Origin of the sequence: Arthrobacter globiformis (genome assembly GCF_030817195.1) — a bacterium.
Classification (GTDB): Bacteria; Actinomycetota; Actinomycetes; order Actinomycetales; family Micrococcaceae; genus Arthrobacter; species Arthrobacter globiformis_D.
Map to the genome: position 1 here is coordinate 3,475,312 of NZ_JAUSYZ010000001.1, position 12,716 is coordinate 3,488,027.

Here is a 12,716-nt window from a genome sequence, read left to right on the forward strand (position 1 = left end):
TCAGGCCCCCACTTTTTGGACGGTGATGCGCGGTTCCGCGGCGTCGGCCGGCACGGCCTCCAGCTCGAGCGTCAGCGTTTCGGTCTTCACCAGCTCGGCGTTCGCCAGCAGGGCGTCGATGACGTTCTGCGCGGCGTTCACGGTGGTCCGGATCCGGTCGCTCACGTTCAGCGCGGCGTCCTTGCGGGCCTGCTGGATGGCTCTGACCATGTCACGGGCCAGGCCTTCGGCCTCAAGCTCGGGGGTGAGCTCGGTGTTGAGCACCACGAAGCCGCCGGTGGGCAATACTGCGGCAGCAGAAGACGCGGAGGCGGAACCGCCGTCGGACTCTGCCACCACCGTCTCCAGCGTGTACTCCTGCGGTTCCAGCTCAAGGCCGCCCGCGGTGACGACACCGGCGTCGGAGACGGACCAGTCGCCGGACTTGGAACCCTTGATGGCCAGCTGCACGTTCTTGCCGAGACGCGGGCCGGCGGCCCGGGCGTTGACCACGAGTTTCTGCTCGATGCCGAACTCTTCCGGGGAGGCGCTGGCGGCATCCAGCAGGCGGACCGAGCGCAGGTTCAGTTCGTCGGCGACGACGGCGGCAAAGCCTTCCAGCGCATCTGCACCGGGTGCCACGACGGTGAGTTCCTGCAGCGGCAGGCGGACGCGCAGGTTGGCGGCCTTCCGCAGCGAGGAGCCGGTGGAGCAGATCTGCTGCACGCGGTCCATCGCCTCGACCAGCGCGGCGTTGGACGGGAACAGTTCGGGGTCCGGCCAGTCGGCGAGGTGCACGGAGCGGCCGCCGGTGAGGCCGCGCCAGATCTCCTCGGAGACCAGCGGCAGCAGCGGGGCAGCCACGCGGCAGACCGCTTCCAGGGCGGTGTACAGGGCGTCGAAGGCGTCGGCATTCTCGTCGAAGAAGCGCTGCCGGCTGCGGCGGACGTACCAGTTGGTGAGCATGTCCAGGTAACTGCGGAGTTCGTCGCAGGCCCCCGAGATGTCGTAGGTGTCCAGCTGGGCTGTCATGTTCCGGACGAGGTCGCCCGTGTTGGCCAGCAGGTACTGGTCCATTGTGTCCGTGTAGCCGTCGTACCGCAGCTGGGCGTCGTAGCCGTTGCCGCCCTTCGCTGCGTTCGTGTACAGGGTGAAAAAGCTGTACACGTTCCACAGCGGCAGGATGACCTGGCGGACGCCGTCACGGATGCCCTGTTCGGTGACCACGAGGTTGCCGCCGCGCAGGATGGGGCTGGACATGAGGAACCACCGCATGGCGTCGGAGCCGTCGCGGTCCAGTACTTCGGAGACGTCCGGGTAGTTGCGCAGGCTCTTGGACATCTTCTGGCCGTCGGAGCCCAGCACGATGCCGTGGCTGATGACGTTCCGGAAGGCCGGGCGGTCAAACAGCGCGGTGGACAGGATGTGCAGCATGTAGAACCAGCCGCGGGTCTGTCCGATGTACTCCACGATGAAGTCGGCCGGGTTGTGGGTGTCGAACCAGGCCTCGTTCTCGAACGGGTAGTGCACCTGGCCGTAGGGCATGGAGCCGGAGTCGAACCAGACGTCCAGCACGTCCTCCACGCGGCGCATGACCGACTGGCCCTCTTCGGGAGTGCGGGGGTCGTCCGGGTTGGGCCGGGTCAGTTCGTCAATAAAGGGCCGGTGCAGGTCGACCTGGCCATCCTTGTTCAGCGGCAGCCGGCCGAAGTCGGCCTCGATTTCCGCGAGGGAGCCGTACACGTCCGTGCGCGGGTACTCGGGATCGCTGGACTGCCACACCGGGATGGGGCTGCCCCAGTAGCGGTTGCGGCTGATCGACCAGTCCCGGGCGTTGGCGAGCCACTTGCCGAACTGGCCGTCCTTGACGTTGCCGGGGATCCAGTTAATCTCCTGGTTCAGCTCGGACATCCGGTCGCGGAACTTGGTGACCTCGACGTACCAGGAGGAGACCGCGCGGTAGATCAACGGGTTGCGGCAGCGCCAGCAGTGCGGGTAGCTGTGCTCGTAGCTGGCCTGGCGGACCAGGCGGCCCTGGGCACGGAGCACCTGGGTGATGGGCTTGTTGGCTTCGAAGACCTGTAGCCCGACGATGTCGTGCAGGTCCCCATGGGCGAACAGGTGCAGGAACCTGGCGCCCTCGTCCACGGAGAGGACCACGGGGATGCCAGCTTCCTCACAGACCTTCTGGTCGTCCTCACCGTAGGCCGGGGCCTGGTGGACGATGCCGGTTCCGTCGGTGGTGGTGACGTAATCCGCCACGAGGAACTGCCAGGCGTTCTGGGTGCCGTACTTTTCCGTGTCGGCGAAGTCGTGCCAGAGCGGCTCGTAGCTGAGCCCTTCGAGTTCGGCGCCGGTGTGGGTGGACGTGACGGCGGCGGCCGCGGCAGCGGCGTCGTCGTATCCGAGGTCCTTCGCGTAGGTGCCCAGCAGGTCCTCGGCGAGCAAGAAGCTGCCGGTGACCGGCGCCTCCGCCGAGGCCGCCTTGACGCCGTTCGGTCCGGCGGGCAGAACGGCGTAGCTGATGGAAGGCCCGACGGCGAGCGCCAGGTTGGTGGGCAGCGTCCAGGGCGTGGTGGTCCAGGCGAGCGCCTGCACACCGGACAGCTGCTGGGACAGTTCCGACTCCCCCGCTTTGACGGGGAAGGTCACCGTGACGGTCTGGTCCTGGCGGTTCTTGTAGACGTCGTCATCCATGCGCAGCTCATGGTTGGACAGCGGCGTCTCGTCCTTCCAGCAGTACGGCAGCACGCGGTAGCCGTTGTAGGTCAGGCCCTTCTCGTGCAGCTGTTTGAAAGCCCACAGCACGGACTCCATGTACTCGACGTTGAGCGTCTTGTAGTCGTTGTCGAAGTCCACCCAGCGGGCCTGGCGGGTGACGTACGCCTGCCATTCGTTGGCGTACTTCATCACGGAGGCGCGGCAGGCGTCGTTGAACTTGTCGATGCCCATGGCCTCGATCTGGGTCTTGTCCGTCATGCCCAGCTGTTTCATGGCTTCCAGCTCGGCGGGCAGGCCGTGGGTGTCCCAGCCGAAGCGGCGTTCAACGCGTTTTCCGCGCTGCGTCTGGTAGCGGCCTACCAGGTCCTTGGCGTAGCCGGTGAGCAGGTGGCCGTAGTGCGGCAGTCCGTTGGCGAAGGGTGGGCCGTCGTAGAAGACGAATTCGTTGCTGCCGGGGGCGCCGCCGGGAAGGTCGGCGCTGCGCTGGTCAATGCTTGCCTGGAAGGTTCCGTCCTCGTCCCAGTACTTGAGGATCCGCTCTTCGATCTCCGGGAACTTCACGGAGGCGGACACTCCTGCAGAGGAGCCCGGACCGGACGGGACTGCTGAGGCCTTGGGGTAATACGTCATCTCGACATCCTGGGTTGAGCTGGTGAACATGTGGAACATTCAGGATGCGAGGACGGCGCGTGCGCAGTCATGCGACTGCACCGGCACCGCGGTACCACCTCACTTACCGCTACCCAACCCCGAGGGAGTTCGACGGCGGCCGCTCATTTGCTGCTGTGACGGGCTTACCCGTCCGGTTCTACTGGCCTGGTCCCCCGCGATCGGTTTGTCCGCACCGCGGGCCGGGTGTTCTTCCGGAAGCTCACCGGTGATGGCCGGGTCAAAGCTGTTGGCTCCAGTCTAACTGCTGTGGCCGCGGCGGCCACAACCAGGAGCGCCCTCGGCCTAGACTCGGTCCATGACTGCTTCGGCCAGGGTGTTGGCGCTCTGCATTCTCCTGCCGGTCGCATCGCTTTCGGTATTCCGTGCCATCCCGGCCGAGTGGCCCACACAGGTGGTCCAGCTGCTGTCCTTCACGCCGTGGCTGGTCATTCCTGCCGCCCTTGCACTGGCCCTGGCACTGCTGGGCCGGCGGCCCGTGGTCACGGCCGCTGCCGTACTGCTCCTCGGAGCCCAGCTGTTTTGGCTTTGGGCGCCGGACGCGGGACAGGCACACGCAGGACAAACGGAGCCAGGCCGGACGGGCGCCGGCGCGTCCGATCCCGGTGGTGCGGTTTCCTTGACGGTGATGAGCATCAATTCCCGCTTCGGCAGGGCTGACGCGGCCGAGATCGTCCGGCTGGTGCGGGACAACGGGGTGGAACTGCTCGCCATCCAGGAGCACACCCAGGCGCTGGAGGACCGGCTCGCCGCCGAGGGACTGGGGAGACTCCTTCCCCACCGGATCAGCAGCCCCGTGGACAACGGCTCGGGCAGCGCAACGTACTCAAAACACCCCATCCAGGCCATCGGGCTGATTCCCGACACGCCGTTCCAGATGCCGACCTTCCGGCTGACAGTGCCCGTTGCGGATGCCGGCAACACAAGTCCCGGCAGGGAAGCCGCCACGCTCGAGGTCACGAACGTGCACACCCTCCCTCCGGTGGCTGGCCGCGTCGGGCAATGGCGCAGCGACCTGGAATCGCTGGGCCGGCTGATGGCCCGCAACGGGGCGGACGGGCAAGGCAACCAGCTCCTGCTCGGCGATTTCAACGCCACCTATGACCACTTCGAGTTCCGCAGACTGCTCGACGGCGGCCCGGGCGGCCGGAAGCTGGTGGACGCCGGCACGGCAACCGGGGCGCGGTTCACGCCCACCTGGCCGATGGACGGGCGGCCGCTGCCCGGCATCACCATCGACCACGCGGTCACCAGTCCGCGCGTTCCGGCGTCGGGCTATAAAGTGCACCGCGTCGCCGGGACGGATCACGCGGCGGTGCTGGCCACGCTGGACGTTCCGGTGAACGGATAGACGCTGGACTAGCCGGCTCAGGCCTGTTTGCGGATCAGCTTATAGTTCGAGGCCTGGGCCACCGGTCGGATGACGATCTGGTCGAGGTTCACGTGGTGCGGAGCGCTCACGGCGTAGCGCACCACATCGGCCACGTCGCCGGCGGTGAGCGGCTTCTCCACGCCCTGGTACACCTTGCTGGCCGCCTGAGCGTCACCCAGCCGGTTAACGGCGAACTCCTCGGTCTGGACCAGGCCGGGGGCGATCTCGATGACCCGGACGTTGTGCTCGGCCTCTTCCAGCCGCAGCGCCCCGGTCAGGGCATGCTGGGCGAACTTCGCCGCGTTGTAGCCGCCCCCGCCTTCATAGGCATCCAGCCCGGCGGTGGAGGTCAGGTTCAGGACGGTGCCCTCGCCGTTTTCGCGCAGCATAGGCAGGAAGGCTCGCGTGAGCTTCATGGTGCCGAGGACGTTCACGCGGTACATCCACTCCCAGTCATCGGTCACGGCCTGCCCCACACGGTCCGCCCCGCGGGCACCGCCGGCGATATTGACCAGCGTGTCGATCCCGCCGGCGGAGGTCACCTCTGCCAGCAGGCGGGCCACGTCCGCGTCCTCGGCGATGTCCGCGGCCAGCGCGACGGCGCCGGTCTCAGCTTCCAGCGCGGCCAGCCGTTCCTGGCGGCGGGCGACGGCGTACACGGTCCAGCCATCGGCACGGAGCGCGCGCACGGTGGCCTCACCAATGCCGGAGCTGGCGCCCGTAACGAGGGCGGCTTTGTTGCTGGACACGTCAGAGCTTGCGGAAACCTCAGTCATGGCACCACCCTAGCGCCAACCGTTGGTGGGCGAGCCCAATGTTTACTTCCGCGAACCGCTGACCTTTCCGGTCCGTTCAGTGGGCCCCGGCCACTCACTTGGCCCGGCCACTCACTTGGCCCGGCCACTCACTTGGCCCGCCCACGCGCTGCCAGGAACTCCAGCAGGACCCTGGCATGGTTCACCTCCGGATCCCGGGCCGCGTACAGCAGCGTCACTTTCCGGTGCTTTGCCGCCAGTTCCAGGAGCTGATCCACCGCCGGATTGCCCGCCAGCTCGTCCTCATAGCGGGCACGGAAGTCCTCGAACCGCTCCTGCATGTGGGCGAATTCCTGCCGGAGCGGCGGCGACGGCGCGACGTCCTTGAGCCACAGCTCCAGCTGGGCCCGTTCCTTGCTGACCCCGCGCGGCCAGAGCCTGTCCACCAGAACCCGGCAGCCGTCGTCGTCCGCCGGTTCCTCGTAGATGCGTTTGATCGCGAAGGAAGCGTGTGCTTTGGCCATAGGCCGCATGCTACTCCCGCTGTCCGGCAGCGGGCACGCACTGCGGGGCAGGAAACAAACGCGCGGCAGGAAACAATTGCCCGGCATGAAACAATTGCTCCATGGCTGAATCAACGCAGGGTACAGACACGCCCGCCACCGCCCCCATCAACGTCCCCGACAAGCCGGCCCTGGAAGGCCTGGAAGCTGCCCTCACGCAGCGCTGGCTCGAGGAAGGAACCTACCGGTTCGACCCGGACACCACCCGGGAACAGGTCTACTCGATCGACACTCCCCCGCCCACCGCTTCCGGTTCCCTCCACGTGGGCCACATGTTCTCCTTCACGCAGACCGACGTGCAGGCACGCTACATGCGCATGACGGGCAAGAACGTCTTCTACCCCATGGGCTGGGACGACAACGGCCTGCCCACCGAGCGCCGCGTCCAGAACTACTACGGTGTCCGCTGCGATCCCGCCATCCCGTACAACCCCGATTACCAGCCGCCGGCCCAGCCGGCGAAGAACCAGCGGGACTTCGACGTCGTCTCGCGGCAGAACTTCATCGAACTCTGCGAAGAGCTGGCCGTCGAGGACGAAAAGGTCTTCGAGAACCTGTTCCAGACCCTCGGCCTGTCCGTCGACTGGAACCTCACCTACCGCACCATCGACGACACCTCCCGGGCCGTCTCCCAGCGCGCGTTCCTCGCGAACCTCGCCGCCGGCGACGCCTACATGGCCGAGGCCCCCACCCTCTGGGACGTCACGTTCCGCACCGCCGTGGCGCAGGCCGAGCTCGAGGACCGCGAGGTCCCCGGTGCGTACTACCGCTACCCGTTCTTCACCGCCGACGGCGAGAAGATCTTCATCGAGACGACCCGTCCCGAACTGCTCGCGGCCTGCGCCGCACTGGTGGCAAACCCCGACGACGAGCGTTACCAGCCGCTGTTCGGCAAGACCGTCACGTCCCCCCTGTTCGACGTCGAACTGGAGGTCAAGGCCCACCCGCTGGCCAAGGCGGACAAGGGCTCGGGCATCGCGATGGTCTGCACCTTCGGTGACCTGACCGACGTGACCTGGTGGCGCGAACTCCAGCTCCCCACCCGCGCGATCGTGGGCCGCGACGGCCGCATCCTCGCCGAGACTCCGGAGTGGATCACCACGGATGCCGGCCGCGAGGCCTACGCCGCGATCGCCGGCAAGACGGTCTTCTCCGCCAAGGAGGCCGTCGTGGAGATGCTCACGGAAGCGGACCTGCTCGACGGCGAACCCAAGAAGATCACCCACCCGGTGAACTTCTTCGAGAAGGGTGACAAGCCCCTTGAGGTGGTCACATCCCGGCAGTGGTACATCCGCAACGGCGGCCGCGACGAGGACCGCCGCGAACGCCTGATCGGCCGCGGGCAGGACATCGACTTCCACCCGTCCTTCATGCGCTCCCGGTACGAGAATTGGATTGCCGGCCTCAACGGTGACTGGCTGGTCTCCCGCCAGCGCTTCTTCGGCGTGCCGATCCCGATCTGGTACCCGCTGGACGCCCAGGGCAACCCGGACTACGACAACCCTGTCCTGCCGTCCGACGACCTGCTGCCGGTGGACCCGGCGGCCGACGCCGCACCGGGCTACGACGAATCCCAGCGCGACCAGCCCAATGGCTTCACCGGTGACGCTGACGTGCTGGACACCTGGGCCACCTCCTCCCTGACCCCGCAGATCGTGGGCGGCTGGAGCCGGGACGAGGACCTGTTCGCCAAGGTGTTCCCGTTCGACCTGCGCCCGCAGGGACACGACATCATCCGCACCTGGCTGTTCTCCTCCGCCGTACGCGCCGATGCCCTGCAGGACGTCGCGCCCTGGAAGCATGCGGCCATCTCCGGCTGGATCCTGGACCCGGACCGCAAGAAGATGTCCAAGTCCAAGGGCAACGTGGTGGTGCCGACCGACGTCCTGAACGAGTACGGTTCCGACGCCGTCCGCTACTGGGCTGCCTCCGCACGCCTGGGCGCCGACACGGCCTACGAGATCGCCCAGATGAAGATCGGCCGCCGCCTGGCCATCAAGCTGCTGAACGCCTCGAAGTTCGTCCTGAACCTTGGCGCCACGGAGAACTCGGTGGTCTCCACAGACCTGTCCGTTCTGACCAATCCCCTGGACCGCGCCCTGCTGGCCCAGCTCTCCGAGGTCGTGGCCCAGGCCACCAAGGCGTTCGACAACTACGACTACGCCCGGGCCCTGCAGATCACCGAATCGTTCTTCTGGCAGTTCACCGACGACTACGTCGAACTGATCAAGGACCGGGCGTACGGTGCCGCCGGCGAGACCGAGCAGGCCTCCGTGCTCGCCGCCCTGGCCACCACGCTGGATTCGCTGCTGCGCCTCTTCGCGCCGTTCCTGCCCTTCGCCACCGAAGAGGTCTGGAGCTGGTGGCGGACCGGTTCCGTGCACCGTGCCGCCTGGCCGGCGCCGCTGGAAATCACCGACGGCGACACCGGCATGCTGGGCACCGTGGGCATTGCGCTCAGCGGCATCCGGAAGGCCAAGTCCGAGGCCAAGGTCAAGCAGCGCACCGAGGTCCTGTCGGCGACGATTACGGCCCCGGAGTCACTCGTGGCCCAGCTTCAGGCAGGGCTCGGAGACCTCAAGGCCGCGGCCAACGCGCAGGAGATCTCGCTCAACACGGGCGAGGGCGAGCTTACGGTCAGCAGCGTGGAGCTGGCCCCGGCCGAGGAGCCGGCGTAGGCCTAACCGGCCTTGGCCGAACACTTCGAAGCCCCATCAGCGCCTGGCGCTGGTGGGGCTTCGGTTTTTGGGCAAAGGGGAAGCCCCATCAGCGTTTTGCCGTTGGTGGGGCTTCGACTTTTCGGCTGTCTGGTGACATCTTTGACAGTCTGGCAAGATCCTCAGAAATTTCAGGTCTTCCTACCTTGTCACCGGTAGCCTGCTTCTAACTTTGCCGAAGGCTGCGTTGGAAGCATGTCACTGAATCTTTGGTTCTTGCGTCTCACTTCTTTCGAAGTGGGTAAGTTCTATCTTTGTCCTCCGGTTCCGGATGCGCAAGAGCCCCGGCAGAACTACTCTCATGTAGTTCTACCGGGGCTCCTGAAGACGCCCGACGGCGGCCCTCTGGATCAGTGGAAGGCCGGGTCAGTCGAAAGGCCGGGTCAGTCGAAGGCGGGGCTTTCGGTGCGGCTGCGCTTGATCTCAAAGAAATGCGGGTAGGCCGCGAGGGTCACCGTCGCGTCCCAGATCTTCCCGGCTTCCTCTCCCCGCGGAATACGGGTGAGGACAGGTCCGAAGAACGCGGTGCCGTTGAAGGCCACCACCGGGGTTCCGACGTCCTGGCCCACGAGGGAGATGCCCTTTTCGTGGCTGGCCCGAAGCTGGGCATCGTACTCGTCGGAGTCAGCGACGGCTGCCAGTTCGGCGGGAAGGCCGCAGTCAGCCAGTGCCTTGCTGATGACGATCGAAAAGTCCTTCTGGCCGCCGTCGTGGATCTGCGATCCCATGGCGTCATACAGCGGCTTGACCACGTGGTCGCCATGCTGCTCCTGCGCGGCGATGATGACCCTGACCGGGCCCCAGGCCTTGTCCATGGCTTCACGGTACTTGGGGTCGAGGTCGCGGCCCTCGTTCAGCACGGACAGGCTCATGACGTGCCACTCCGTCTTGATGTTACGGACGCCTTCCACCTCGCCGATCCAGCGGGAGGTGATCCAGGCGAACGGGCAGAGGGGGTCGAACCAGAAGTCGGCCTTGTTGGCGGCGGTCTCAGACACAGCAAATCTCCTCAGGGAAGTCTTCGGGGTGTGGCGTGCCGCAAAGCCGTACTCGCAGCGCACGCTTAAGCGACAGCGACCGATCGGGCGGATTTATTCCGGCTAGGCGGACTTATTCCGGCTAGGCGGACTTGTTCCGGCGTTTGGCCACGACGTCGTGCGTGATCATGGTGGGCTGGGCCTTCTTCGCCACGACGTCCGCCGTGATGACCACGCTTGCGATGTCGTCCCTGCTGGGCAGGTCGAACATGACCGGCAGGAGGACTTCCTCCATAATGGCGCGCAGTCCGCGGGCTCCGGTTCCCCGTTCCAGGGCCTGGTCGGCAATCAGGTCCAGGGCGTCGTCGTCGAACACCAGCTCCACGCCGTCCAGCTGGAACATTTTCTGGTACTGCTTGACCAGGGCGTTCTTGGGCGTGGACAGGATCTGGATCAGGGCCGGACGGTCAAGGTTGGATACCGTGGTGATGACCGGCAGGCGGCCGATGAATTCCGGAATAAGCCCGAACTTCAGCAGGTCTTCCGGCATCACTTCGCCGTAGGAGTCGGTGTTCTTGACCTCGTTCAGCGGTGCACCGAAACCGATGCCCTTGCGTCCGGAGCGGGAACCGATGATGTCCTCCAGGCCGGCAAAGGCGCCGGCAACGATGAAGAGGACGTTGGTGGTGTCGATCTGGATGAATTCCTGGTGCGGGTGCTTGCGGCCGCCCTGCGGGGGAACCGAGGCAACCGTTCCTTCCAGGATCTTCAGCAGGGCCTGCTGCACGCCCTCGCCCGAAACGTCGCGGGTGATCGAGGGGTTTTCGCTCTTGCGCGAGATCTTGTCGATCTCGTCGATGTAGATGATGCCCTGTTCGGCCTTTTTGACGTCATAGTCGGCGGCCTGGATGAGCTTGAGGAGGATGTTCTCCACGTCCTCGCCCACGTACCCGGCTTCGGTCAGGGCGGTGGCGTCGGCAACGGCAAAAGGCACGTTCAGCCGGCGCGCCAGGGTCTGCGCAAGGTAGGTCTTGCCGCAGCCAGTGGGGCCAATCAGGAGAATGTTGGACTTCGCGATTTCAACGTCATCGTGGTGTACACCGTCCGCCAGTGTGCCGCTCTTGGGCGCATGGCCGGCCTGGATCCGCTTGTAGTGGTTGTACACCGCGACGGCGAGGGAACGCTTGGCCGGTTCCTGGCCAATGACGTATTCCTGCAGGAAGTCAAAGATCTCACGGGGCTTGGGCAGTTCGAAACTGCCCAGATCGGCGACCTCTGCGAGTTCTTCCTCGATGATCTCGTTACAGAGCTCGATGCACTCGTCGCAGATGTAGACGCCGGGCCCGGCAATGAGCTTGCGCACCTGCTTTTGGCTCTTGCCGCAGAAAGAGCACTTGAGCAGATCCGCGCTCTCGCCAATCCGAGCCATATGTGAACCCCTTAGTATCTTGCCGCAAGGGCAGCTTTGCACCGGTTGCTGGAATCACGGCCCTACCTGGCGGATCCGGCAATGATTACATCCACTCTAGGTCACATTCGGCCCGAGGGGTGGAAACCGGGCGCCGGTGCGGTTCAAAAATCTCAACCGCACCGGCGTCCGTTACTGCTATTTACCCGGCCTGGGCCCGCATTTAGCGGGCAAGTGCCTGCGGCTTGATCTTGCGGGAATCGAGGACCTGGTCGATCAGGCCGTAGTCCTGCGCCTCTGCGGCGGTGAGGATCTTGTCCCGCTCAATGTCGTTGTTGACCTGTTCCGGCGTCCGGCCGGAGTGCTTGGCCAGGGTGTCCTCCAGCCAGGTCCGCATGCGCATGACTTCGGCCGCCTGGATCTCCAGGTCGGACGCCTGTCCGCCCTGGCCGCCGGACAGCGCCGGCTGGTGGATCAGAACGCGGGCGTTGGGCAGCGCGAGCCGCTTGCCCGGTGTTCCCGCAGCCAGCAGCACGGCCGCGGCACTTGCCGCCTGGCCCAGGCACACGGTCTGGATCTCAGGGCGGATGTACTGCATGGTGTCGTAGATCGCGGTCATGGCGGTGAACGAGCCGCCCGGCGAGTTGATGTACAGGGTGATGTCGCGGTCCGGGTCCGTGGACTCCAGCACCAGCAGCTGCGCCATGATGTCGTCGGCGGAGGCGTCGTCCACCTGGACACCGAGGAAGATGATGCGGTCCTCGAAGAGCTTGGTGTAGGGGTCCTGGCGCTTGAAGCCGTACGGCGTGCGCTCCTCGAACTGCGGCAGAACGTAGCGGCTTGTCGGCAGGTTACCGGCAGACGATCCGAAATTGTAGTTCATGTTCATTGCTCCTGGATTCAGTTCTGTCGTGATGCCGGTTAGCTCTGGCCGTTGGATGACGCATTCTGGGTTCCGCCGCCGCCGGCGACAGATCCCGCGTGCGCCGAGATCTTGTCGAAGAAGCCGTATTCGAGCGCTTCGGTGGCGGTGAACCACTTGTCGCGGTCGTTGTCCTTGAGGATGGTTTCCACGGTCTGGCCGGTCTGGTCTGCCGTGAGCTCAGCCATGACCTTCTTCATGTGGAGGATCAGCTCGGCCTGGATCTTGATGTCCGAAGCCGTTCCGCCGATGCCGCCGGAAGGCTGGTGCATCAGGATGCGGGCGTTCGGGGTGGCGTAGCGCTTGCCCTTGGTGCCGGAGGACAGCAGGAACTGTCCCATGGAGGCAGCCAGGCCGGTGGCGACGGTAACGACGTCGTTGGGGATGAACTGCATGGTGTCGTAGATGGCCATGCCGGCTGTCACCGAGCCGCCGGGAGAGTTGATGTAGAGGTAGATGTCCTTGTTGGGATCCTCGGCGGACAGCAGCAGCAGCTGTGAGCAGATGGCGTTCGCGTTCTCGTCGCGGACCTCGGAGCCAAGCCAGATGATGCGCTCTTTCAGCAGGCGGTTGTAGATGTAGTTGTCCTGGGCTGCAGGATCGACGGTTGCCATGCGGGGGGCCGCTGCTTGC

Annotated in this window: 9 protein-coding genes; 2 read left to right on the forward strand and 7 right to left on the reverse strand. The window is 65.8% G+C overall.

The window, feature by feature from the left end; all coding sequences use genetic code 11:
• Positions 1-3,330, reverse strand: a complete 3,330-nt coding sequence (ileS, locus tag QF036_RS15785) for an isoleucine--tRNA ligase (RefSeq protein WP_307103345.1) — start codon at positions 3,328-3,330, stop codon at positions 1-3.
• Between the two features lie 337 nt (positions 3,331-3,667).
• Here ileS and QF036_RS15790 point away from each other — a divergent pair, with 337 nt between their 5' ends.
• Positions 3,668-4,720: an endonuclease/exonuclease/phosphatase family protein gene (locus QF036_RS15790; protein WP_307103348.1), complete on the forward strand. Its 1,053-nt coding sequence runs from the start codon at positions 3,668-3,670 to the stop codon at positions 4,718-4,720.
• A gap of 17 nt (positions 4,721-4,737) precedes the next feature.
• Here QF036_RS15790 and QF036_RS15795 read toward each other — a convergent pair whose 3' ends face one another.
• Both QF036_RS15795 and QF036_RS15800 read right to left on the reverse strand, forming a co-directional pair.
• A complete protein-coding gene (locus QF036_RS15795; RefSeq protein WP_307103350.1) occupies positions 4,738-5,517 on the reverse strand; it encodes an SDR family oxidoreductase in 780 nt (259 codons plus the stop codon).
• Between the two features lie 128 nt (positions 5,518-5,645).
• On the reverse strand, positions 5,646-6,020 hold the full coding sequence (locus tag QF036_RS15800) for a DUF488 domain-containing protein (protein WP_307103352.1): 375 nt from the start codon (positions 6,018-6,020) through the stop codon (positions 5,646-5,648).
• A gap of 101 nt (positions 6,021-6,121) precedes the next feature.
• Here QF036_RS15800 and valS point away from each other — a divergent pair, with 101 nt between their 5' ends.
• The gene (gene valS / locus QF036_RS15805) at positions 6,122-8,737 is read left to right on the forward strand and encodes a valine--tRNA ligase (RefSeq protein ID WP_307103354.1); all 2,616 of its coding nucleotides are present in this window, start codon (positions 6,122-6,124) and stop codon (positions 8,735-8,737) included.
• Positions 8,738-9,159: 422 nt separating this feature from the next.
• Here the strand turns inward: valS and QF036_RS15810 are convergent, their stop codons facing one another.
• The 4 genes from QF036_RS15810 to QF036_RS15825 form a co-directional block, all read right to left on the reverse strand.
• Complete coding sequence (locus QF036_RS15810; RefSeq protein WP_307103357.1) at positions 9,160-9,774, reverse strand: mycothiol-dependent nitroreductase Rv2466c family protein; 615 nt, start codon at positions 9,772-9,774, stop codon at positions 9,160-9,162.
• Between the two features lie 121 nt (positions 9,775-9,895).
• A complete protein-coding gene (gene clpX / locus QF036_RS15815; RefSeq protein WP_307103359.1) occupies positions 9,896-11,182 on the reverse strand; it encodes an ATP-dependent Clp protease ATP-binding subunit ClpX in 1,287 nt (428 codons plus the stop codon).
• 202 nt (positions 11,183-11,384) lie between these two features.
• The gene (locus tag QF036_RS15820) at positions 11,385-12,044 is read right to left on the reverse strand and encodes an ATP-dependent Clp protease proteolytic subunit (RefSeq protein WP_111905627.1); all 660 of its coding nucleotides are present in this window, start codon (positions 12,042-12,044) and stop codon (positions 11,385-11,387) included.
• 38 nt (positions 12,045-12,082) lie between these two features.
• The gene (locus QF036_RS15825; RefSeq protein ID WP_003803391.1) at positions 12,083-12,697 is read right to left on the reverse strand and encodes an ATP-dependent Clp protease proteolytic subunit; all 615 of its coding nucleotides are present in this window, start codon (positions 12,695-12,697) and stop codon (positions 12,083-12,085) included.
• Positions 12,698-12,716 lie beyond the last annotated feature (19 nt).